The sequence below is a fragment of the Enterobacter adelaidei genome (assembly GCF_041937165.1).
Classification (GTDB): Bacteria; Pseudomonadota; Gammaproteobacteria; order Enterobacterales; family Enterobacteriaceae; genus Enterobacter; species Enterobacter adelaidei.
In genome coordinates this window covers 3,954,424-3,976,348 of sequence record NZ_CP154353.1, presented here as the reverse complement: position 1 = coordinate 3,976,348, position 21,925 = coordinate 3,954,424, and the positions used below count along the sequence as shown (strand labels likewise).

The window sequence follows — 21,925 nt, the reverse complement described above, 5'->3', positions numbered from 1 at the left end:
TCAGGCCGCTCTTACTCCTGCTCATCCACCGGTGGAATGGCCGGTGCCGGCTTCACTTCTTCCTGCGTATTGCGGTTTTCCAGCTCGGTCAGACGCTGTTCCAGCAACGCCAGCTTCTCGCGGGTACGCAGCAGAACCTGGGTCTGCACGTCAAACTCTTCGCGGCTGACTAGATCAAGGCGAACCAACTGCGCCTGCAGCGTCTGGCGGATTTTCTTTTCTACGTCATCACCAAATTCACGAATGCCTTTCGGCATGGATTCGTGTACCTGACGCGCAATTTGCTCAATTTTTTTCGGGTCAATCATTGTCGTTTCCCTTGATGAAAAGGTGTCAGTGCCTATTGTAGCGCGTCATGCCGCGGGTTAAACAAAATTGTTTGATGCTTATGCATTGCCCAGGGTAATCAATAGCGTTATAGTTATCTCGCTTATTCTCAGGGCGGGGCGAAATTCCCCACCGGCGGTAAATCAGCTTCACGCTGAAAGCCCGCGAGCGCTTTGGGTGAACACTCAAAGGTCAGCAGATCCGGTGTAATTCCGGGGCCGACGGTTAGAGTCCGGATGGGAGAGAGTAACGATCCAGTCGGGCATGGGCCCGCTCACGTTATTTTTTTGCCGCTTATACGGCGCTCCTAAGACTGCCCTGATTCTGGTAACCATAATGTTAATGAGGTTTTTTTACCATGAATCAGACGCTACTTTCCTCTTTTGGCACTTCAACTCAACGTGTTGAACATGCACTGGATGCGCTGCGCGAAGGCCGCGGTGTGATGGTGCTTGACGATGAAAACCGTGAAAACGAAGGCGACATGATTTTCGCCGCCGAAAACATGACCGTTGAGCAGATGGCGCTGACCATCCGTCACGGCAGCGGCATCGTATGCCTGTGTATTACCGAAGACCGTCGTAAGCAGCTCGAACTGCCAATGATGGTTGAGAACAACACCAGCGCCTTTGGTACCGGTTTTACCGTCACCATCGAAGCGGCGCATGGCGTGACCACCGGCGTGTCTGCGGCTGACCGTCTGACTACCGTACGTGCAGCGATTGCCGACGGTGCGAAACCATCCGATCTGCACCGTCCTGGGCATGTTTTCCCACTGCGTGCGCAGGCGGGCGGTGTGTTGACTCGTGGCGGCCACACTGAAGCGACTATCGATCTGGTGACGCTGGCAGGTTTCAAACCTGCAGGTGTTTTGTGTGAGCTGACCAACGATGACGGCACCATGGCGCGCGCGCCGGAGTGCATCACCTTTGCTCGTCTGCACAATATGCCAGTGGTCACGATTGAAGATCTGGTCGAGTACCGCCAGGCGCACGAGCGCAAAGCCAGCTGAAACCGCTGAAGTAAAAAAGCCGGGGAAACCCGGCTTTTTTATGTTTAGTGGTAGTTAATTTTAAACAGCACTACGGTTTCGAATGGTCCGGACTGGATCGCTTTTCCCGACACCGGCGTCAGCTCAGCGGTATAGGTCTGTTCGTACTGCAACGTACTGCCGGTAAAATCGGCATACTCTTCGTATCGGTTAAAGGTGTAGGGCTGCGTTCCGTTCAGGATGCGTAATTTCAGGCCGTTACCGATGAGCAGGGCGGTATCTTCATCGCTCAGCGTCTCGTTCGTATAGAACGACGAATCCATTTTGAATCCATCGGAACACTCGGCGTCCTGTATCTTGGTCGTTCTGACCGAGAACGTGCGCGTTCGCTTTCCCTGATTCATCATGTCGCGGGCGCTGAACGTACCAAAATCAATCTCCTGATTTTCCGGATAGATGCTGAAGGTCGCCCCGCAGTCCAGCACGGTGATATTGTTCAGGCCATTAATATGATACTTAAGGTTTTTCGCGTCGGACATCTGGTTGACGCCGCCCTTACCGTCGAACTGCACCACGATATAGTCCCCGAGCGTGCTGACGTATCCGTGCGGCGGCATGACCTTGATTCTGACGTACAGACGAAAGCGCACGATGAACGTGCGTGAGGTGTGAATGTCGTTTGCATTGCCGGAGCAGATGCGGTTCTCCCAGCCCATTTGCTGGATTTGGGCAGGTGTATAGATAGTGATCTGTTTGTTATCAAGGCACTGGGACGTATCGACCCCGTTGGGTTGTCCTGTCGCATCGTAGTCGATCCCTTCATAAGTTACGCCGAGATCGTAGTAGGGATCGGACGCCGACGGGTAGGGGTTAACCCAGGCATAGATGTCCTCTTTTTCAAAATTACTGGTGGCATTGTGGTCGCAGGTCACAGGAACTTTGATATCGTCAGATTCCCATATTTTCTCCCCCACCTGCGCGTTGCTGGGAATGGCAAAAGGCGAGATTGTTTTTGTCTCCTCCACAGGCCCGCCGGAAACGCCGAGATAGCAGTCAAGCGCCATCGCCTCCCTGAATGGCAGAAGGGCAAGTAGCAGCAAAAACAAAAAATTAGCGAGCTTGCGCATTGTTTTGACCCTTCCGCTCGCTGAGCTGGCATTGAGCCTTACCCGCACAGGTAACGTCCACTTTTTTCAGCGCGCCGTAATCATCAATGTAACCCACGCTGTAGTAGCTCCCGTGGTAGTCGCCGGTAGAGGTGGACGCTGTGGCAAACGGAGCAATCATCAGGCTGTCGAAGCCCGGCAGCTGGGTTTTCGCATTTTTACTCAGCCACGCGAGGGTGATGTAATAGGGCGTGGGGTTGTGTACGCTGAGCCCCGTTGCGGTGGCGGTAATTTCCATGCGCATTTCGCTTTGATCACCCGGCTTTTTGGTGATGGCTTTTGGCCGCCAGAACAGCTTAATGCGGCTCTGCATGGCCACCTGCATAACGCTGCGCGCTTCGCTGGCGCTGCTTGTGGGCGGAACTTCGCGCAGGTTGAAGTAAAACAGCGACTCTCTGTCCTTCGGCAACTGCCCAACTGCCGCCTGCTTCACAATTCTGACCTGCGATGACGCGCCCGCTTCAATGCGCTGAATGGGCGGCAGCGCCATGAAGTGTCTGTCCTCTTTGCGCCCGTTTTCGTCTTCAATCCAGGAAAGCGCCAGGTAGGGTAAGGTTTTGCTCTGGTTATCGACTTTCAGGCTGCTTGCCTTGTCCCCTTCAGGAAAAACGATCCGCGTACGGTCCAGGTTAATGGCGGCATGCGCGTTCAATGCGGTGCCGAGCAACATCAGGCTCAGGGCCTTAAGTGGGGTGGGTTTCATCATGGTTTCTTACTGGCAAGGCAGCATGAGCTGCATACTGTTTTCAAGGTGAGAAGGTAACGAGAAGCGACACTGATGGTTGTCTCCCCACGTGACCAGGAACTGTTGCTCAGGCTGGACGGCGCCCAGCCAGACGCGACCCTCCTCGGCGACCATACCTACCTGCTGGCCGTTATCCTGCAGGCTGACCAGGGCGCCGAGCGGCGGTGTCCCGGAAGGCGTTCGCAAAATGCCGGCAATATCGTTACCGGCTCGGGTCGCGATTTGACGATAGCCGATGGCGCCTTCTGTCCAGGTGGAAGTGACCACCCGCGTATCAACGTCAACGCCGTCAGGCAAATTGTTCATGTTGACCCGCACGCTGGCCGGGGTATAGCTGGAAAACGACGGCAGAACACCGATACCCGACGCGTTGGTTTCGTCATGCGATACGTTCAGCGGGATATGGCCCACGCCGTCGGTGCTGACCATGACGCGTGGCTCATTGCCGTAGCTGCGACGGTGCAGGGCAAACCCTTTCGCCGTCCCGGTAAACGAGCCGTTCCAGCTGGCGCTCATTGAGTTGTACTCATTCGCCTTATAGCTGCCCGAGACGTTGATATCCCCCAGCGAAGAATAGTGCTGATAGTTTCCGCTGAACTGTGCGCCCGCATCGGCTTTTTCGCTCTCGGTGCCTGCAGAGACGCCCCAGGTATTGTTCCGGTCAGAGGTATCGTACCAGGAGATGCTCTGGCTCAGGCTGTCGCCGTTGCGAAGATCGTAGTTCAGGCGATGGTCAGGATCGAGCGGCACGCTCAGCGAGAGATAAAACTGGTTGTCGTCCTCTTCATCATCTTCGTAGTGGGTTCTGCTCAACGACAGGGTCAGGCCAAGGTTTTTCCAGCGGCCAAGGTCGAAGTTATAGCCTGCGGTGACGCTGCCGGTCGTGGAAGGCGAGTCGTCCCACCATGTTTGGCGCAGCATGCTTAGATAAAGGTTTAGCGAGAGGGCCGATATGTACTGACTGGCGGTGACGCTGAGAGTCTGTTTTTCCGTCTGGCTGTCGCTGTAGTCGTCATCCAGATAGCGCGCATAGCTCAGGAACTGACGGTCCGAGTATCGGTAGCTCGCCAGCGTAAGCTGGCTACCGGTGGTGTCGAATCGTTTACTGTAGTTAAAACGGTAGCTGTAGCCCGTCTGCGGATCCGCACCCGGCAGCTGGCTGGTGGCCCGGGTGATATCAAACGAGAGCGCCCCCAGATACGCCATGTTTTGTCCCAGACCGGCGGCCAGGGCGCGGTAGTGGTCACCATCGGCCAGCGTTCCGCCATAGAGTGAGGTTTGCGACAGCATGCCCCAGGAAAACTCGCCGCTCATGAATGTGCTGTCCTCAACGTCATGCGATGCGTCCTTTCGCGGCTTGCCTGCTGCCAGCTTGTAGCGAACCTGGCCCTGACGCGTCAGGAAGGGAACGGATTCGGCAGAGACCTGGAACGTACTCACCCGGCCATCCTCTTCCGTTACCTTCACGTCGAGCGTGCCCTGCACCGACTGGTTGAGATCCTGAATGATGAACGGGCCCGGCGGGACTTTTGTTTGATAGATGACCCTGTCGGCGAGGCTTATGGTGACCGTCGCGTTGGTTTGGGCAATGCTGGAGATTTGTGGCGCATAGCCGCGCAGTGACCACGGCAGCATGCGCTCATCGCTGATAAGCGATGCGCCGGTGTAGGTGAAGGCGTCGAAAATCGACGACTGGAAATCCGTCTCGCCGAGCGTCAGCTTTGCGCCCATGGTGGGCAGGGGGCGGAACATATAAACGCGCGAGAAGCGCCCGTTATGCTCTGAACCGCCGTCCGCGTGCGTCTGGTTGTATTGATAATCGCTGCGCAGCCGCCAGGCGCCGACGTTCGCGCCCGCCGTGCCGTAAGTGTTGGCATTATCTGAACTGCTGCCGCTGTTGGGCTGGTAGTGGCTGGCAAAAAGATTGTAGTCCAGCAGGACGCCCGCCACGCCGTTATCCCAGGTTGACGGGGGCATCCAGTCGGCAGAACGGTACTGCAACCACGCCTGGGGAATGGACACGTTTAGCGTCTGGCTTACTTGTTCAAAGGTAAAATGAACGTCCGGCAGCGGGGCGAAGTCTATACAGCCCTCTTTTTCAGTTAGCGATTCCCGTATTTTATCCTGCAGGCCGAACGTGTCGGCCAGCTCGGCGGGAATACAGACCTGGACTGCATCATTCACTTTTTTCCACGTTAACTGCCAGCCGTTTGCTAAGGGGATGTCATTAATCGAAACCGTAACAAAATAACGTCCGGGGACGACGGAGGCGCGATCTTTAAACTGTGTTAAATCGACGCTGTTGCGCTGATCTTTATCGATGGCATTAATATTAAATTCGGTACCAGAGGCGACTTTCGTCATTAACAGGGCGGTAATGATGATTATGCATGTTGATTTATGTTTCATCATCCTGTTGCTCAAGGTAAATATAAAATGCCGACTGGCATAACGAGCCAGTCGGTAGATAACGAGGTAAATTTGAATTATTTATACGCCAGCACATAGTTTGCGGTGGCTTCAACCTGACCCGGCGTTGCCGTTTTGCCGCTCAGTACTTCCATCTGCGCCTTAAAGTGCAGCGTCTGGGTGGCGGAGCCTGCCAGCAGGGTAACTTCACTGGCGCTACCCAGGGTGATGTTCGCTTCCGCATTATCCAGCAGGCGGACGCCCACGTTCTGCGCGCCGTTGGCATACGTGTTGGTCATCAGACTGGTATCCGTTGTATCCGTGGCGGAGCTGGTGAACGTGACGTCAACTTTGGTGATTGGGGTATCGGTTTCATCGCCTGGATCGTCCAGTTGGCAGTTTTCCAGGTTGATATCTACCGCCACGGGTGACGATTTTTTATTGGCATTAATAACGGCGGTCGTAATTTCACCCAAATCGACTTCTTTATCAACGCTGTCTGGTGCAATATTGCATGGTGCATCAATCACCACACCTTTGAATTTGATCTTACCGGAACCTTGTTCTGCAGCAAACGCCGACCCAGAAATAAGCGTGGCCATTGCCACGGCTAAAATTGCTTTTTTTCCTGTAAACATGAAAATATCCTTTTTCAGTTGAATTCATATCCTGAATATTAATCAGAATATTGCCAGGGAAGTATACCGATCTCCGACGGGGCAATGCGATTAACCAAGCTTAAAAATCATTGTAGATCTAATTAAAATATAAATACGGGTTATTGTAAGTGGATGAATTTCAAGAAGTGTAAATTATAATGTCGGATGCATTGTTTAGTGTTATTACGCACAATAATGTTCAATAAAAAACTTGATTTTTTTATAAGGAAGGATGCAGGACATATATTCCGTAAAAAGTTATTTCTTTAACAAATAATAGGCACCTCCGTTTCAGGAGTCGCCCGTCACGTCAGCCAATGCCTGCGGCCTGAAGTAAGACCAGACTTAACCCCATCACCGACATTCCGCACAGGACGCCATAGCTTGGGTTGTTGTTTGGATCGATCTCTTTTGCCAGCGGCATCAGCTCGTCAACCGACAGCGCAACCATAATCCCCGCAACCGCGGCCATAATGGCAGCCATGACTACCGGCGAAACTAGGCTACCGAGGATGAGCCAGGCCAGCACGCCGCCAAGAATTTCCGCCATGCCGGATATCCCGGCCCAGAAGATTGCCGTGCGCTTTGAGCCCGTGGCGGCATAGACCGGACCGGCCACCGCGAGTCCTTCAGGAATATTGTGCAACGCCACCGCCAGGGCGATGCCGAGGCCCATTTCCAGGTTACTGCTGGCGGTGACATACGTCGCCACGCCTTCCGGGAAGTTGTGCAGGCTTATGCCGAGCGTCAGCAAAATGGCGGTGCGCTTAATGTTACGCGGCGCGGGCGCTACGTTTTTTTGCATGAAGTCCTGAGGGTGCGCGTGGGGCAACATGCGGTCGAGCGCGAAATATCCCAGCAGGCCAACGACAAACATGCCGTAGCCCAGCAGCGGAGACATACCTTCTGTTCCCAACGCGGCAGGCAGCATCTCCATCAGGGAGATGAGTAGCATGATCCCGGCTGCAAAGCCCAGTGAGAAGGCCAATACGCGATTAGAGGGTTTCTGACCAAGAACACCGAGGATCGCACCGATGAAGGTCGCAGCGCCCGCAAGTATCGTCAGGATCAAAGGTACTGACATTCATTACTCCTTTTGATAATGATTCTCATTAATATAAATGATTCTTTGTCAGCAAAGCGAGCAGAGTGGCTCTGCTTTACATATTCCTTACATTCAAATTTCCTGATGATGATCTTCACGCTTATCAGCGTTCATCTTTGCCGGATTGCGCGTAATGTAGCACCATTAAATTGACACCTTCTGTAAGGATATCATCATGACTTCTTCCCGTATGCCAGCCCTGTTTTTAGGCCACGGCAGCCCAATGAACGTTCTGGAAGACAACGTCTATACCCGCGCATGGCGTAGCCTGGGCGAGACGCTGCCGCGTCCAAAAGCGATTGTGGTGGTATCCGCGCACTGGTTCACCCGGGGCACGGGCGTGACCGCCATGGAAGCGCCTAAGACCATTCATGATTTTGGCGGCTTCCCGCAGGCGCTGTATGACACGCACTATCCGGCCCCCGGCTCGCCTGAGCTGGCACAAAGGCTGGTGGAACTGCTGGCGCCTGTTCCGGTGGCGCTGGATAAAGAAGCCTGGGGTTTTGACCATGGCTCCTGGGGCGTGCTGATTAAAATGTATCCTGATGCGGATATCCCGATGGTGCAGTTGAGCATCGACAGCACCAAACCGGCTGCCTGGCATCTGGAGATGGGTCGTAAGCTTGCAACCCTGCGTGATGAAGGCATCATGCTGGTGGCAAGCGGTAACGTGGTGCACAACCTGCGAACGGCACGCTGGCACGGCGAGAACACGCCCTATCCGTGGGCGGCCTCTTTTAATGATTACGTCAAAGCGAATCTGACCTGGCAAGGCCCGGCTGAGGAGCATCCGTTAGTGAACTATCTGGATCATGAAGGCGGTTCGCTCTCTAACCCGACGCCGGAACACTTCCTGCCGCTATTGTACGTTCTTGGTGCGTGGGATGGTCAGGAGCCGGTTACGATCCCGGTCGACGGTATTGAGATGGGGAGCCTGAGTATGCTTTCGGTGCAGGTGGGGTAATAAAAGCAAAACGGCAACCTCAGGTTGCCGTTTTTAGTGTTTGCACCCTCTTCCACGGGGTGAGGGCATCAGGCCGCGGTCTATTCAACAAAAATATGTGGATAGAATCGTGACAGATCCTGCGTGATCAGGGCGCGATCTTCGCGGATGCCAATCCCGGCTGGCTGATCGTTGATGAGCCAGCTGCCAATCAGCGTGTAGCTGTCGCCAAATTTCGGCAGTTGATAAAATTCCTGGACGATCATCCCTTCTTCGCCGTAAGGCCCTTCAACCGCTTCCAGCGTTTTGCCGTTTTCGATAATCGACACGTTCGCCCCTTCACGGGAGAAGATCGGCTTCACGACGTATTTCTCCATTTGCGGATAATCATCTTCCGCAAAATACGCAGGCAGCAGGTTAGGATGGTTCGGGAACATTTCCCACAGCAACGGCAGCAGGGCTTTGTTGGAGATAATGCTCTTCCATGCGGGTTCCAGCCAGCGTACGCCTGCATCTTCCAGCTTGGTGGAGAACATTTCGCGCAGCATATATTCCCACGGGTAGAGCTTGAACAGGTTGCTGATCACCTGATCCTGCAGGTCGGTAAACTGACCTTTCTCACCCAGGCCGATATCTTCGATATAGAGGAATTCGGTTGCCAATTCCGCTTCGGCGGCGCAGTCCTGCAGATACTGAACCGTCCCGCGATCTTCTTCCGTGTCGCGGCAACAGGCGAGGTGCAGCAGGTTGAAGCCAAATTGTTCGCGCAGCTCGGCAAAACGCTCTATCAGCTTTTCCTGCAGGCTGTTGAACTGATCGCTGCCTTCCGGCAGGTTTCCGGCATTGGCCTGGTCTTCCAGCCAGATCCACTGGAAGAACGCAGCTTCGTATAAAGAAGTGGGCGTGTCGGCGTTATTTTCAAGAAGCTTAGGTTCACCCACGCCGTCCCATGCCAGGTCAAGGCGAGAGTAAAGCGAAGGCTGATTCGTTTTCCACGACTGACGGACAAAGCTCCAGGTGTGCTTTGGAATGCGGAATTTTGCCATCAGCTCGTCGCTGTCGATGACTTTATCCACCACCTTGAGGCACATCTGGTGCAGCTCGGCCGTCACTTCTTCCAGTTTCTCAACCTGGGCGAGCGTGAGTTTGTAATAGGCATCTTCACACCAGTACGGCTCGCCGTACATGGTGTGGAAGTTAAAACCGTATTCGGTGGCTTTTTCGCGCCAGTCCGGGCGCTCGGTGATACTGACTCGCTCCATGATCAGCCGCCCATTGAGCGAGTAGAGGAGCCTGTCGCGCTACGCTGCATGCTGGTCTGCTTCGCTACGGATTCACCAAACCCGCCACGGGTGATGGTGCTGGTGGTCGCAGGCTTCGGCGCCATCGCCGTTTTCGGGACGGTCACAGTGCGGCCTGGGGTTGCAGCGCCGTAGCCTTTGCCGCTGGCGTCGGTGTATTGACCATAAGCCGGGCTGGCCGGGTTTTTCGAGCTAAACAGCGGTTGCTGCTGATAACCCGCACCGCCACCCATCAGACGGCCCATCATATAACCTGCCATCAGCGGCATCCAGAAACTGCCGCTGGACTGCGCCTGTGCCTGATTTTCCGGGGCAGTGCCCGCCTGAGCAGGCGTCTGCTGGCACTGACCTTCACCGAACTCTGCCACACAGTCTGCGCGTGAAGCATATTTCGGTGCGGTACGTTCTGCTTCTTTCAGGGCGTTGTTATAAGCAGTCTTACATTCAGCGGCGTTACCGGTTGCCGTTGAGCAGTCTTCCGCATTTTGATACAGCGAAACCGTTTCATCGGTTTTCTCACAACCTGCCAGCATAAAGACAGCCGTAACTGCCAGCGCAACAGGGGTGAGGTGACGTGCATTCCAGCTTTTGCGGAACGAAGCGTGATTTATGGATTTTGTCCGTTTCATCTTTGTCTTCCAGGACCCAGTGGTAATAACGCTCAGGATAGAGGATGAGTGGTTGAAAATGAAGCGAAGAGGGGGGGAATCAGGGGGATCTTTACGTTGGCTTACGTTCGGGTGTGATTCAGATGCGCCCTCTCCCCGTGGGAGAGGGCCTGATGACAATCTTAGTTACGGAACGGGTTATTACCTTTGCTGGCGGACGTGGTCGTACGCGCGGCGGCAGGCTGTGCAGCAGGGGCGCTGCTGTTAGCGTTGAAGTTATCAACGGCGGCAACCTGATCAGGGTTCTCCGGTGCCACGCTGTCCGGCGATGTTGAGACCGGTTTGCCCAGTGCGCTGTTCAGCATCTGCAGGTCTTGCTCGTTCAGCGTACCCAGAGCCTGTTTGATGTTCAACTGGTTAATCAGGTACTGGTAACGTGCGCTGGAGAGCTGCTGTTTCGCGTTGTACAGCGTGGTGGTTGCGTCCAGCACGTCAACGATAGTACGTGTACCCACGGAGTAACCCGCTTCCATCGCATCCAGGGAGCTCTGTGCAGAAACCACGGCTTGTTTATACGCGTTGATGCTGCTGATAGAGGCGTTCACGTTGTTGAAAGAAGAACGTACGGTCTGCACCACGTTGCGGTGAGCACTTTCCAGCTGCTCGCTCGCGCCAACAAAGTTGTACTGCGCCTGTTTCACCTGAGAGTTGACCTGACCACCCTGATACAGTGGCAGGGAGAAGTTCAGACCCACTTTGTTCTGACCCATATTGCTGTCGTCATACTGGGACGTATTGGTTTTAGAGCCGCTGTAGGTCGTATCTGAAATACCGGTAGATGCACTGAGGCTCAGGGTAGGCAGGTGGCCATCCTGTGCCTGACGAATCTGTTCGCGGGCCAGATCCTGGCTCAGACGCGCCTGCAGCAAGGTCAGGTTACGGTTTTCCGCTTCTTTCAACAGGGCGTTGACCGCCTGCGGTTTATCCGTTTTGAAGCTGTCCACGTTCAGAGACGCCAGCTCAGGGTAGTAATTCCCGGTGACCTGACGCAGTGATTCCAGCGCGTTGTCGAGGTTGTTACGCGCGGTCACTTCGTTGGCCAGTACGCTGTCGTACTGTGAACGGGCGTTCTGCACGTCAGTGATCGCAACCAGACCTACGTTGAAACGCTGTGTGGTTTGATCTAACTGGCGGTAAATGGCCTGTTTCTGCGCTTCGGTGTAGGAGAGCGAGTCAATCGCGCTCAGCACGTTGAAATAAGCTGTGGCGGTGTTCAGGATCAGCGTTTGCTGGTCAGTCTGATAGGTCACATCCTGGATGCCTGCGCTCTTTTCCTGCAGGGTCAGGGCGCGCCATTTGGACATATCAAACAGCGTTTGTGTCAATTGCAGTGAGGCGCTGGTAGCATTGGAGTTGACGCCGTTAGCGTCGCGGAAACCGTTGCTGTAGGTATAATCTGCACCTAAACCTAACTGTGGCAGCAATGGGCTACGCGCTTCGTTAATCTTTTCAAACGCAGCATCACGATCGGCCGCTGATTTACGTAAATCAGGGTTGCCCAGACGTGCCTGCTGATAGACCTGTAACAGGTTTTCCGCCTGGCTCATTGCACTGAAGCCCGTCAGGCTCAGGCCGATAAGGATGGGGAGCAATTTCTTCATTTGCATTCCTTGTTGTGAAGCAGTATTAGCGCTGATCTAATTAAAAAATAATTGCCGATTCTAACAGAATCTTCCATACCAAAAGGTTGGCGTTACGTGCCATCTGGCGGTAATTTGCACCAATCTAACATATAGCCTTGCAAACGGCAGCCAAACAGCCTTGAAATTCACAATTTCATCACCATTGCTACCAGGACTCGACTCATGCAGAAACCAGAAAAGTTGCCCGTGACATTCGCCAAAAACGATGTAGAAATTATTGCACGAGAAATGCTTTATAGCGGTTTTTTTTCGATGGAACTTTACCGTTTCAGGCATCGCCTGTTTAACGGTGAAATGAGCGGCGAAATCAGACGCGAAATTTTTGAGCGCGGGCATGCGGCAGTCTTGCTACCCTTTGACCCAGTGCGCGACGAAGTTGTGCTGGTGGAACAGATCCGAATTGCGGCTTACGACGTCAGCGAGAGCCCGTGGTTACTGGAGATGGTAGCCGGGATGATCGAAGAGGGCGAATCGGTCGAAGACGTTGCCCGCCGTGAGGCACTGGAAGAAGCAGGGTTGGTGGTGGGACGTACAAAACCGGTGCTGAGCTATCTGGCAAGCCCGGGGGGCACCAGCGAGCGCCTTTCCATTATGGTAGGCGAAGTGGACGCCACGACGGCGGAAGGGATCCACGGTCTGGCAGATGAAAACGAAGATATTCGGGTTCATGTGGTGAGCCGGGAACAGGCTTATCAGTGGGTAGAAGAGGGGAAAATCGACAACGCAGCGTCTGTCATCGCCCTGCAATGGCTGCAACTGCATTATCAGACATTACGAAACGAGTGGAAAAAATGAAGCGTTATACACCTGACTTCCCAGAAATGATGCGCCTGTGCGAAACCAATTTCGCACAATTGCGCCGCCTGCTGCCGAAAAATGACGCACCCGGCGAAACGGTAAGCTATCAGGTGAGCAACGCGCAGTATCGGTTAACGATAACAGAATCAACGCGCTACACTACGCTGGTGGAGATTGAGCAAACGGCACCCAGTATTAGCTACTGGAGCCTGCCGTCGATGACGGTGCGCCTCTATCACGATGCAATGGTCGCTGAAGTGTGTTCAAGTCAGCAGATCTTTCGCTTCAAGGCACGGTATGATTACCCGAATAAAAAGTTGCATCAACGCGACGAAAAGCATCAAATTAACCAGTTTTTAGCTGACTGGCTAAGATATTGTTTAGCACATGGAGCAATGGCGATTCCGGTTTGTTAGCGTCATAAACCTACCTAAGGACACCATTTGGAAAGCCTGTTGAACCTGACTGTTGCTGGTGGGGCGCCAGTCAGGATATTACAAATCACCGATACCCACCTTTTTGCCGAAAAGCATGAAACTCTGCTGGGGGTCAACACCTGGGAGAGCTATCAGGCGGTACTTAGCGCCATTCACGCTGAAAATCGTGCATGCGATCTGATTGTCGCAACGGGCGATCTGGCGCAGGACCAATCCTCCGCGGCCTACCAGCATTTTGCTGAAGGCATCGCGAGCTTCAGTGTGCCTTGCGTCTGGCTACCTGGAAACCACGATTTCCAGCCGGCTATGTACAATGCCCTCCAGGATGCGGGTATTTCTCCGGCAAAATGTGTCTTTGCGGGTGAACAGTGGCAGATCCTGCTGCTGGACAGCCAGGTGTTTGGTGTCCCGCATGGTGAATTAAGCGAGTTCCAGCTCGACTGGCTGGAGACCAAACTGGCTGCTGAACCTGAACGTCATACGCTGTTATTACTTCATCATCACCCTCTGCCAGCGGGTTGCAGCTGGCTCGATCAGCACAGTCTGCGTAATTCTGCTGCGCTGGATCGCGTGCTGGCGAAATTCCCGCGTGTGAAGAATCTCCTGTGCGGACATATCCATCAGGAACAGGATCTCGACTGGAATGGTCGCCGCATGCTGGCGACGCCATCGACCTGCGTTCAGTTTAAGCCGCACTGTGCCAACTTTACGCTGGATACCATCGCACCAGGCTGGCGCTGGCTGGAACTGCATGCCGATGGTTCGCTGACCACGGAAGTCTGTCGTTTGACAGGCGCAAAATTCCGTCCGGACACCGCTTCAGAAGGCTATTGATGTCTACGCTCCTTTATCTACACGGATTCAACAGCTCGCCGCGCTCCGCAAAAGCGACACAGTTTCGCCAGTGGCTGAGCGAGCATCATCCCGATGTTGAGATGATTATCCCGCAGCTGCCGCCTTACCCGGCGGAAGCCGCGGAGATGCTGGAATCTATTGTGCTTGAACACGGCGGCGAATCATTCGGTGTGGTCGGCTCATCGCTGGGCGGATACTACGCCACCTGGCTCTCGCAATGCTTTATGCTGCCCGCTGTTGTTGTTAACCCGGCGGTACGGCCATTTGAGCTGCTCCGTGACTTTCTTGGTGAAAACGAGAACCCCTACACCGGTCAGCAATATGTGCTAGAGTCACGCCATATTTACGATCTCAAAGTTATGCAGGTTGACCCGCTTGAAGCGCCGGATCTTATCTGGCTGCTGCAACAGACGGGTGATGAAGTGCTGGATTACCGCCAGGCAGTGGCGTATTACGCATCCTGCCGCCAGACTATAGAAGAGGGCGGAAACCATGCTTTCACGGACTTTGAGAATCATTTCACCCAGATTGTCGATTTTCTTGGACTGCACAGCCACTGACAATCAATGCGAATTGCTAGTTTAAATCATGACGCAAACCTATAACGCTGATGCCATTGAGGTCCTCACCGGGCTTGAGCCGGTTCGCCGCCGCCCGGGGATGTACACCGATACGACGCGCCCAAACCACCTGGGCCAGGAAGTTATTGATAACAGTGTGGACGAAGCGCTGGCGGGCCATGCCAAACGCGTTGACGTCATCCTGCATGCCGATCAGTCGCTGGAAGTCATTGACGACGGACGCGGTATGCCGGTGGATATCCACCCGGAAGAGGGCGTCCCTGCCGTTGAGTTGATCCTCTGCCGGCTGCATGCAGGCGGTAAGTTCTCCAACAAAAACTATCAGTTCTCTGGTGGTTTACACGGCGTGGGGATCTCAGTCGTTAACGCCCTGTCTAAGCGCGTGGAAGTAAACGTCCGCCGTGATGGTCAGGTCTACAACATCGCGTTTGAAAATGGCGAGAAGGTGCAGGATCTGCAGGTCGTCGGCACGTGCGGTAAACGCAACACCGGCACCAGCGTTCACTTCTGGCCTGACGAAAGCTTCTTCGACAGCCCGCGCTTCTCCGTTTCCCGCCTGATGCACCTGCTGAAAGCCAAAGCGGTGCTCTGCCCCGGCGTGGAAATCACCTTTAAAGACAACGTTAACAACACCGAGCAGAGCTGGCGCTATGAAGACGGTCTTAACGACTATCTGTGCGAAGCGGTAAACGGCCTGCCGACGCTGCCGGAAAAACCGTTCGTCGGCAATTTCACCGGCGATACCGAAGCGGTGGACTGGGCGCTGCTGTGGCTGCCGGAAGGCGGTGAGCTGCTGACCGAAAGCTACGTTAACCTGATCCCCACCATGCTCGGCGGTACGCACGTCAATGGCCTGCGCCAGGGGCTGCTGGACGCGATGCGCGAGTTCTGCGAATACCGCAATATTCTGCCGCGTGGCGTGAAGCTGTCTGCGGAAGATATCTGGGATCGCTGCGCCTACGTACTCTCTGTGAAAATGCAGGATCCGCAGTTTGCCGGTCAGACCAAAGAGCGTTTGTCGTCACGTCAGTGTGCGGCGTTTGTCTCCGGCGTGGTGAAAGATGCGTTTACCCTGTGGCTGAACCAGAACGTTCAGGCGGCAGAGATGCTGGCTGAAATGGCCATTTCCAGCGCCCAGCGTCGTCTGCGTGCCGCGAAGAAAGTGGTGCGTAAAAAGCTGACCAGCGGCCCTGCGCTGCCGGGCAAGCTGGCGGACTGTACCGCGCAGGATCTCAACCGTACCGAACTGTTCCTCGTGGAAGGCGACTCGGCGGGTGGATCGGCCAAACAGGCGCGCGATCGTGAATACCAGGCGATCATGCCGCTCAAGGGTAAGATCCTGAACACCTGGGAGGTCTCTTCAGATGAAGTGCTGGCCTCGCAGGAAGTGCATGATATCTCGGTGGCGATCGGCATCGATCCTGACAGCGACGATCTGAGCCAGCTGCGCTACGGTAAGATCTGTATCCTTGCGGATGCGGACTCCGATGGTTTGCACATCGCTACGCTGCTGTGCGCACTGTTTGTGAAGCACTTCCGCACGCTGGTGAAAAACGGCCACGTTCACGTGGCGCTGCCGCCGCTGTACCGTATCGACCTCGGCAAAGAAGTGTATTACGCGCTGACGGAAGAAGAAAAAGCGGGTGTGCTGGAACAGCTGAAGCGTAAGAAGGGCAAACCGAACGTCCAGCGCTTTAAAGGGCTGGGTGAGATGAACCCGATGCAGCTGCGCGAAACCACGCTGGATCCCAACACGCGTCGTCTGGTGCAACTGACGATCAGTGACGAAGACGAGCAGCAAACCAACGCGAAGATGGATATGCTCCTTGCCAAGAAACGTTCGGAAGACCGACGTAACTGGCTGCAGGAGAAAGGCGATATGGCGGATATTGAAGCCTGATGCTGAAAAAGCCCTGCGATGCAGGGCTTTTTTTATGTCAAAACTCCATCTTCACCGTAAACTGCACTTCGCGCGGGTCGCCAATCTGGTTGCCCAGGTTATTGGTCGCGATAGATGAGGTGTAGTAAGTCTTATCAAACAGGTTCTTCACGTTCACCTGCAGCGTCACCGGATACTGCAGTTTCATCTTATAGGCCGCAAAGGCATCGGCAACAAAATAGCCCGGTAAATAATAGTCCGCGCCGTTGGTCGCTGAGCGACGGCTCACGCCGTGTCCACCCCCGCCAAGCGTCAACGTATTTCCGCCGATCGCATTGTGAATGTCATAGGTCAGGAACAGTGAGCCGGTATGGCGTGGCACGTTCGGCAGCGGTTTGCCTGCATAGTCCGGGTCTTCCAGCACTTTTGCGTCGGTATAGCCGTAGCTGGCAATAATATTGGTGTTTTCCGTCAGAGACCCTGCCAGATCCACCTCTACACCCTGCGAACGCACGCGGCCGGCGGTTTTTGCGACGGTTTCTCCCGCGATGCTTTCGGTGTACAACACGTTGCGTTTGTGAATATCAAACAGTGCGATATTGGCAGTAATACCGTCGAACAGGTCAAACTTAGCGCCAATTTCATACGCATTTGATGTTTCTGGCGGCAGATCGCCAATGTAGCTCGCAATGGACGATTGCGGCATAAACGTCTGGGAATAGTTGGCAAACAGCGAGACCGCTGGCGTGAGTTTGTAAACCAGCCCCAGCTTCGGTGTCCACTGGTCGTCGCGGCTGTCGGTATTGACGTTGAACGGGCGGCCTTTACCGGCGTACTGGGTGTAATACTGATAGCGTAATCCGGCGACGGCGATCCATTTATCGGTCAGGTACAGCGCGTCCTGAGCGTAGGCGGAGTAGCTCTCTTGCTTGATGGTCTGGTCGCTGTCTGACGCTGAGACAGTGGTGCACTTGCTAAGGTTGCCATACGTCGGGTTATAGATATTGAAATCTTTGACGTTTTTACAGCGGATCATATCCGTACGCAGCAGATCGTAATTCTCATACGATACGCCGGTCAGGATCTCGTTGTAGAAGCCAGCGATGTCCACATTCCCCTGCAGATCCGCACGTGTCGTATGCATCCTCTGGGTCGAGCCTTGCGTCGCATCTACGCGGCGGGTCAGGTTGCCAGTTTTTGAATCGTAGGCCATTACGCGGGCCTGGTTATCGCTGTATTTATCCTGGCTAAAGCTGTAGTCGAACTTTGCGGTCCACTGGCTGTTCAGGCGATATTCTGCGTTGAGCTGCGCCAGGTCTGACTGACCATCGGTGATGTTAAACGGTTCGTCAAAACGCGTTTTGCGATCAACGTTTACCGGCTGTTTGGTGTTGAGATCGAAGATCGTTCCGCGATCGAATGGTGTCTTATAGTCGCGATGCGAATAGAGCACGGTCACGGTGGCATCATCGCCAAACCAGGTCAGCGACGGTGCGATAAAGGTGCTGCGCTCGTTGCCAAAATTGCGCCAGTAATCTTCGTCCTGATACTCACCCGTGAGACGATACGCCAGACGCGTGCCTTCAATTGGGCCGGTAACATCAACCTGGCCGGTACCGCCGCCAAAGCTGGAAGAAGTGGCAGAAAGTGAGCCGCCGAAGGTCTTCTCCGGGCGTTTAGTGACGACGTTAATCAAACCGCCAGGATCGAGAATGCCATACAGCGTTGAGGCCGGGCCTTTAAGCACTTCCACGCGCTCGGTTGCGGCATTAAAACTGCGCGGCAGGACGGTGCGCAGACCGTTGGTCATGATTGACCCGTCGCGGTTCGCGCCAAACCCACGACGAACAAATGCATCCTGCGTACCGCCCAGAGTATTGGTTTGCACCACGTTGCTGACGTTATAGAGCGCTTCATCCAGCGTAGTGGCGTGCTGATCTTCCAGCACCTTATCGCTGACGGTATTGACCACCTGCGGGATATCCAGCATTGGCATGTTGGTCAGTGTCGCGGTGGAGGTATTCAACGGCTGATAGCCATTTGTAGCATCTGCCGTGGCATTCGGACTGGCGGTGACGGTAAGCGTTTCGCCGTCTTTAGCCGTTGTGTTGTCCGCTGCCTGTACCAACGGCGCCATAAACAGCAGTGAAAAGAGCGCGCTCCCTTTTGCCCCAGAGAGAGAAGGTGTGTACGTAGCCATTACATCTGTTTTCCCGAAATATCCCGCACATGAATGTTTGCGGAAGAATGTGTGAGTCATTGCCCTTAATGGTCTGTCCGTTAGCCTGTTCAGGCATCGAACATGTAATTGAGAATCATTCAATCACGTGAGAATGTAGTAGTAAATGGAAAAAAACAAAAATCGACTACAGCCGAAAATCACACGTAAAAACGAAACGAAATTGCATTTAACGTGATGAAATTAATGTATTTATGAGGTTTTGTGTTTTCGATTAATTTCCTGCTTATCCCTGTTTTTGCCAGGGTGTTTCTTCTCTTGACTACTACATGGCGCAGCGTCAAACTTCTCAAAAGAGAATGAGTTTTATTTTTATTTGTTGGTTTTTCATTACGTTGGCGTTCACGTGACTTACAACACGAAAAAATCGGGACTGGTTCTGGAGAACCTCTCTGCGGGTTATCAGAAAAAAATCATCGTTGATGATATCTCCCTTGCGATCCCTCAGCAGAAAATGACGGTGCTGGTAGGGGCGAACGGCTGTGGAAAGTCCACACTGTTGAGCACTATCGCGCGACTGCTGCAGCCGCTCGGGGGCACCGCGCTGCTGGACGGTAAAGCCATTCATGAGCAGCCGACCAAAACGGTTGCCCGTCAGTTGGGTATCCTTCCTCAGTCTCCGCTGCTGCCGGAAGGGTTAACCGTCTTTGAACTGGTTTCTCGCGGGCGCTTTCCCTGGCAAAATTTTATGCGCCAGTGGAGCGACGAGGACGAACGGGCTGTTGAAGAGGCGCTGCACCTGACGGGGACGGCGGAGTTTGCGCATCTGTCGGTCGAAAGCTTGTCCGGCGGCCAGCGCCAGCGCTGCTGGATCGCCATGGCCCTGGCGCAGCAAACGCCGTATATCCTGCTGGATGAACCGACAACCTTTCTCGATCTCCGCTATCAGGTGGAGATCCTGGAATTGCTGCATACGCTGACCCGCCAGCACGGACGCACCGTCGTGGTGGTGCTGCACGATCTTAATTTCGCGGTGAACTACGGTGATTCACTGATCTTTTTACGTCAGGGGAAAGTTGAAGGCGTATTGCATGAGGGCGATGCCTGCACGCCGGAACTGATCAAAGCGGTGTTTGATGTCGACGTGCATATGTCGGTTAACCCGTTAACCGGCAAACCGTTTTTTATGCCGTTTCGTCAGGTCACTGAAAAACCATGATACGCACGACGCTGGCTTTAATTCTCTTTGCGTTACTGCTGATGATGGGGGCGATCGCCCACCTGGGTATCGGCGCGCGCGTTATTCCTCCGCTGACGGTGGTCCAGGCGTTTTTTGATTTTAATCCCCATAATTTCGACCATAACGTCATTATCAAATTAAGACTGCTGCGCCTCAGCGCCGCGATGGTGACAGGCGCCGCGCTCGGCGTGGCGGGCGTCCTGCTGCAGTCCGTGATCCGCAACCCGCTCGGTGAACCGCATATTCTGGGGCTGAATGCCGGTGCGGCGCTGGCGGTGGTGCTGACGAGTGCGCTCGGAATGACGCTGCCGTTTGGTCGTCCGCTCGTTGCCGCCGCCGGTGCCGCCGCGCTGTTTTTGCTGGTGCTGATGTTCTCCTCGTCTGGCCGCACCGGGCTCACACCCATGAAAGTGACGCTGTGTGGCGTGGCACTGTCGGCATTTGCCTCATCAGTGACTGCCGCAGTCCTGATTCTGGATGAACAGACCCTGCTCGCCCTGCGAACCTGGCTGGCGGGGGATTTAGCGGAGGTAAAACAAGAAACGCTCCGGAGTGCCCTGTGGGCTGCTGCTGCCGGTTTTGTTCTCGCTATCGGAGTGTCGCCGTCGCTCAATATGCTGGCTCTGGGCGACCGGATGGCGCAGGGGCTTGGCGTATCGCTGCTGAAAACTCGCCTGCTCGCCCTGCTGGCTATCGCTCTGCTCTGCGGTGCGGCCGTCTCTATCGCTGGGCCGATTGGCTTTATCGGCCTGGTCGTGCCGCAGCTCATTCGCCGTCTGGTGTCGGTCGATTTACGCGTGATGGTGCCGCTGTCTGCCCTGTGTGGCGCGCTGGTTCTGCTGCTGGCAGATATTGCCGCCCGTACATTGTTTACGCCCTGGGAGCTGGCAACCGGCATCATGACAGCCCTGGTTGGCGCACCAGTCTTCATTTTCATGGCGTCGAGGATGTTCAAATGAACCGGGCCGGACTCCGCGCGATCCGTATTGGTCGCCTGTCGGCATTGGTTCGCCCGAAGACGCTGGCATGCCTGGCGTTTTTAGCACTGGTGGCATTAAGTCTGCTGGGCTTTGGTCTGACGCACGGTTCGTTGCCCATTCCCACCTCCGCTATTGCCCGCGCGCTGTTTTCTGCTGAAGGTCTGACAGCAGAGGCGCACTATATCGTGATGGATATTCGTCTGCCGCGCCTGCTGATGGCGATACTGTGCGGCGCAATGCTCGGCATGGCCGGGGCGGCCATGCAGTCCATCACCCGCAATGGCCTGGCCGATCCCGGGCTTATCGGCGTGAAAGAGGGCTGCAGTGCGGCAGTGCTGGTGCTGATCTTTCAGTTCCCGGCGTTGAGCCTGGCCTGGCGTCCGCTGGCAGGAATGGCCGGGGGACTACTCACTGCGATGCTGGTGATCTTGCTGGCGCGTGATATTTCGCGCCCGCGATTCATCCTGATTGGCATCGGCGTGTCATGGGCCTTTGCTGCTGCAATGGGCGTCTTTATGACCACCGCCGACGTGCGTGACGTGCAGACGGCAATGCTCTGGCTGGCAGGAAGCCTGCATGCGGCAAACTGGACGCTGGTGGGGCTGGCTGCACTCTGGACGCTTCCCGCGTTTGCGTTGTTACTGTTTACCGCGCGCGCCGCCGATGTTGCGTTACTCGGTAATCAGGCCGCAACAGGCCTGGGCGTGCGTACAACCCGACTGGCACTGCTGCGCGTTCTCGCCCCGGTGGTGCTGACGGCGGCCTGTGTCTCCTGCGTAGGCAGTATTGGTTTCGTGGGACTCATTGCCCCACATATGGCACGTCTGCTGCTGCGTGGTGGGCAAACCGCGCTCCTGACGGGAAGTGCTGTGCTGGGTGCGCTGTTGGTGCTGCTGGCGGATAACGTTGGCCGTCTGGCATTTCTCCCGCTGCAACTGCCAGCGGGAATTGTGATTTCATTGATTGGCGGACCGTTTTTCCTGCTGTTGCTCTGGCAGCGTCGGGACAGATTTTAGGGG

20 protein-coding genes and 1 riboswitch are annotated in these 21,925 nt (G+C 54.9%); of the genes, 10 read left to right on the top strand and 10 right to left on the bottom strand.

Annotated elements, in window-relative coordinates; genetic code table 11:
* Positions 1 to 11: 11 nt before the first annotated feature.
* A complete protein-coding gene (gene ubiK / locus AAHF05_RS19300; RefSeq protein WP_049005067.1) occupies positions 12 to 308 on the bottom strand; it encodes a ubiquinone biosynthesis accessory factor UbiK in 297 nt (98 codons plus the stop codon).
* A gap of 120 nt (positions 309 to 428) precedes the next feature.
* A riboswitch (FMN riboswitch) is annotated at positions 429 to 579 on the top strand.
* Positions 580 to 685: 106 nt separating this feature from the next.
* Here ubiK and ribB point away from each other — a divergent pair.
* Positions 686 to 1,339, top strand: a complete 654-nt coding sequence (ribB, locus tag AAHF05_RS19295; RefSeq protein ID WP_010435670.1) for a 3,4-dihydroxy-2-butanone-4-phosphate synthase — start codon at positions 686 to 688, stop codon at positions 1,337 to 1,339.
* Positions 1,340 to 1,383: 44 nt separating this feature from the next.
* Here ribB and AAHF05_RS19290 read toward each other — a convergent pair whose 3' ends face one another.
* From AAHF05_RS19290 to zupT, 5 genes are all read right to left on the bottom strand, one after another.
* A complete protein-coding gene (locus AAHF05_RS19290; RefSeq protein ID WP_129324673.1) occupies positions 1,384 to 2,445 on the bottom strand; it encodes a type 1 fimbrial protein in 1,062 nt (353 codons plus the stop codon).
* A complete protein-coding gene (locus AAHF05_RS19285; RefSeq protein ID WP_129324685.1) occupies positions 2,429 to 3,187 on the bottom strand; it encodes a molecular chaperone in 759 nt (252 codons plus the stop codon). The genes AAHF05_RS19290 and AAHF05_RS19285 overlap by 17 nt, the downstream gene beginning before the upstream one ends.
* A 9-nt stretch (positions 3,188 to 3,196) precedes the next feature.
* Positions 3,197 to 5,641 carry a fimbria/pilus outer membrane usher protein gene (locus AAHF05_RS19280; protein WP_129324672.1) on the bottom strand — a complete coding sequence of 815 codons (2,445 nt, stop codon included), beginning with the start codon at positions 5,639 to 5,641 and terminating at the stop codon, positions 3,197 to 3,199.
* A gap of 74 nt (positions 5,642 to 5,715) precedes the next feature.
* Entirely contained in the window at positions 5,716 to 6,276 is a 561-nt protein-coding gene (locus tag AAHF05_RS19275; protein WP_028017150.1) for a fimbrial protein, read from the bottom strand.
* Positions 6,277 to 6,607: 331 nt separating this feature from the next.
* Positions 6,608 to 7,381, bottom strand: a complete 774-nt coding sequence (gene zupT, locus AAHF05_RS19270) for a zinc transporter ZupT (protein WP_129324671.1) — start codon at positions 7,379 to 7,381, stop codon at positions 6,608 to 6,610.
* 196 nt (positions 7,382 to 7,577) lie between these two features.
* Between zupT and ygiD the strand changes: the two genes are divergently transcribed.
* Positions 7,578 to 8,366, top strand: a complete 789-nt coding sequence (gene ygiD / locus AAHF05_RS19265) for a 4,5-DOPA dioxygenase extradiol (RefSeq protein ID WP_129324670.1) — start codon at positions 7,578 to 7,580, stop codon at positions 8,364 to 8,366.
* 80 nt (positions 8,367 to 8,446) lie between these two features.
* On the opposite strand, the gene AAHF05_RS19260 is transcribed toward ygiD, so the two are convergent.
* The 3 genes from AAHF05_RS19260 to tolC form a co-directional block, all read right to left on the bottom strand.
* Positions 8,447 to 9,607 (bottom strand): glutathionylspermidine synthase family protein, encoded by a 1,161-nt coding sequence (locus tag AAHF05_RS19260; RefSeq protein WP_108090478.1) that lies wholly within the window; start codon positions 9,605 to 9,607, stop codon positions 8,447 to 8,449.
* 2 nt (positions 9,608 to 9,609) lie between these two features.
* A complete protein-coding gene (locus AAHF05_RS19255) occupies positions 9,610 to 10,275 on the bottom strand; it encodes a DUF1190 family protein (RefSeq protein ID WP_028017154.1) in 666 nt (221 codons plus the stop codon).
* Between the two features lie 161 nt (positions 10,276 to 10,436).
* A complete protein-coding gene (gene tolC / locus AAHF05_RS19250) occupies positions 10,437 to 11,915 on the bottom strand; it encodes an outer membrane channel protein TolC (RefSeq protein ID WP_129324669.1) in 1,479 nt (492 codons plus the stop codon).
* Positions 11,916 to 12,119: 204 nt separating this feature from the next.
* Here tolC and nudF point away from each other — a divergent pair, with 204 nt between their 5' ends.
* The 5 genes from nudF to parE are packed head-to-tail and all read left to right on the top strand — an operon-like array spanning position 12,120 to position 16,528.
* Positions 12,120 to 12,752: an ADP-ribose diphosphatase gene (gene nudF, locus AAHF05_RS19245; protein WP_028017156.1), complete on the top strand. Its 633-nt coding sequence runs from the start codon at positions 12,120 to 12,122 to the stop codon at positions 12,750 to 12,752.
* Positions 12,749 to 13,171 (top strand): DUF1249 family protein, encoded by a 423-nt coding sequence (locus tag AAHF05_RS19240; protein ID WP_014833293.1) that lies wholly within the window; start codon positions 12,749 to 12,751, stop codon positions 13,169 to 13,171. The genes nudF and AAHF05_RS19240 overlap by 4 nt, the downstream gene beginning before the upstream one ends.
* Before the next feature lie 27 nt (positions 13,172 to 13,198).
* Positions 13,199 to 14,026, top strand: a complete 828-nt coding sequence (cpdA, locus tag AAHF05_RS19235) for a 3',5'-cyclic-AMP phosphodiesterase (protein WP_108090476.1) — start codon at positions 13,199 to 13,201, stop codon at positions 14,024 to 14,026.
* The gene (yqiA, locus tag AAHF05_RS19230) at positions 14,026 to 14,607 is read left to right on the top strand and encodes an esterase YqiA (protein WP_129324668.1); all 582 of its coding nucleotides are present in this window, start codon (positions 14,026 to 14,028) and stop codon (positions 14,605 to 14,607) included. Before cpdA ends, yqiA begins: the two co-directional genes overlap by 1 nt.
* Before the next feature lie 28 nt (positions 14,608 to 14,635).
* A complete protein-coding gene (gene parE, locus AAHF05_RS19225) occupies positions 14,636 to 16,528 on the top strand; it encodes a DNA topoisomerase IV subunit B (protein WP_129324667.1) in 1,893 nt (630 codons plus the stop codon).
* Between the two features lie 37 nt (positions 16,529 to 16,565).
* Here the strand turns inward: parE and AAHF05_RS19220 are convergent, their stop codons facing one another.
* Positions 16,566 to 18,707, bottom strand: a complete 2,142-nt coding sequence (locus tag AAHF05_RS19220; RefSeq protein ID WP_129324666.1) for a TonB-dependent siderophore receptor — start codon at positions 18,705 to 18,707, stop codon at positions 16,566 to 16,568.
* Between the two features lie 385 nt (positions 18,708 to 19,092).
* Between AAHF05_RS19220 and AAHF05_RS19215 the strand changes: the two genes are divergently transcribed.
* Genes AAHF05_RS19215 through AAHF05_RS19205 form a run of 3 tightly spaced genes read left to right on the top strand, consistent with a single transcriptional unit; the run spans position 19,093 to position 21,922 of the window.
* On the top strand, positions 19,093 to 19,905 hold the full coding sequence (locus tag AAHF05_RS19215) for an ABC transporter ATP-binding protein (protein WP_129324665.1): 813 nt from the start codon (positions 19,093 to 19,095) through the stop codon (positions 19,903 to 19,905).
* Positions 19,902 to 20,885, top strand: coding sequence for an iron ABC transporter permease (locus AAHF05_RS19210; RefSeq protein ID WP_129324664.1), 984 nt, complete (start codon positions 19,902 to 19,904; stop codon positions 20,883 to 20,885). Before AAHF05_RS19215 ends, AAHF05_RS19210 begins: the two co-directional genes overlap by 4 nt.
* The gene (locus AAHF05_RS19205) at positions 20,882 to 21,922 is read left to right on the top strand and encodes an iron ABC transporter permease (RefSeq protein WP_129324663.1); all 1,041 of its coding nucleotides are present in this window, start codon (positions 20,882 to 20,884) and stop codon (positions 21,920 to 21,922) included. The genes AAHF05_RS19210 and AAHF05_RS19205 overlap by 4 nt, the downstream gene beginning before the upstream one ends.
* Positions 21,923 to 21,925: the final 3 nt, after the last annotated feature.

Coding starts and splice junctions, on each gene's coding strand:
- ubiK (WP_049005067.1), bottom strand. CDS start 308: ATGATTGACCCGAAAAAAATTGAGCAAATTGCGCGTCAGGTACACGAA.
- ribB (WP_010435670.1), top strand. CDS start 686: ATGAATCAGACGCTACTTTCCTCTTTTGGCACTTCAACTCAACGTGTT.
- AAHF05_RS19290 (WP_129324673.1), bottom strand. CDS start 2,445: ATGCGCAAGCTCGCTAATTTTTTGTTTTTGCTGCTACTTGCCCTTCTG.
- AAHF05_RS19285 (WP_129324685.1), bottom strand. CDS start 3,187: ATGAAACCCACCCCACTTAAGGCCCTGAGCCTGATGTTGCTCGGCACC.
- AAHF05_RS19280 (WP_129324672.1), bottom strand. CDS start 5,641: ATGATGAAACATAAATCAACATGCATAATCATCATTACCGCCCTGTTA.
- AAHF05_RS19275 (WP_028017150.1), bottom strand. CDS start 6,276: ATGTTTACAGGAAAAAAAGCAATTTTAGCCGTGGCAATGGCCACGCTT.
- zupT (WP_129324671.1), bottom strand. CDS start 7,381: ATGTCAGTACCTTTGATCCTGACGATACTTGCGGGCGCTGCGACCTTC.
- ygiD (WP_129324670.1), top strand. CDS start 7,578: ATGACTTCTTCCCGTATGCCAGCCCTGTTTTTAGGCCACGGCAGCCCA.
- AAHF05_RS19260 (WP_108090478.1), bottom strand. CDS start 9,607: ATGGAGCGAGTCAGTATCACCGAGCGCCCGGACTGGCGCGAAAAAGCC.
- AAHF05_RS19255 (WP_028017154.1), bottom strand. CDS start 10,275: ATGAAACGGACAAAATCCATAAATCACGCTTCGTTCCGCAAAAGCTGG.
- tolC (WP_129324669.1), bottom strand. CDS start 11,915: ATGAAGAAATTGCTCCCCATCCTTATCGGCCTGAGCCTGACGGGCTTC.
- nudF (WP_028017156.1), top strand. CDS start 12,120: ATGCAGAAACCAGAAAAGTTGCCCGTGACATTCGCCAAAAACGATGTA.
- AAHF05_RS19240 (WP_014833293.1), top strand. CDS start 12,749: ATGAAGCGTTATACACCTGACTTCCCAGAAATGATGCGCCTGTGCGAA.
- yqiA (WP_129324668.1), top strand. CDS start 14,026: ATGTCTACGCTCCTTTATCTACACGGATTCAACAGCTCGCCGCGCTCC.
- parE (WP_129324667.1), top strand. CDS start 14,636: ATGACGCAAACCTATAACGCTGATGCCATTGAGGTCCTCACCGGGCTT.
- AAHF05_RS19220 (WP_129324666.1), bottom strand. CDS start 18,707: ATGGCTACGTACACACCTTCTCTCTCTGGGGCAAAAGGGAGCGCGCTC.
- AAHF05_RS19210 (WP_129324664.1), top strand. CDS start 19,902: ATGATACGCACGACGCTGGCTTTAATTCTCTTTGCGTTACTGCTGATG.
- AAHF05_RS19205 (WP_129324663.1), top strand. CDS start 20,882: ATGAACCGGGCCGGACTCCGCGCGATCCGTATTGGTCGCCTGTCGGCA.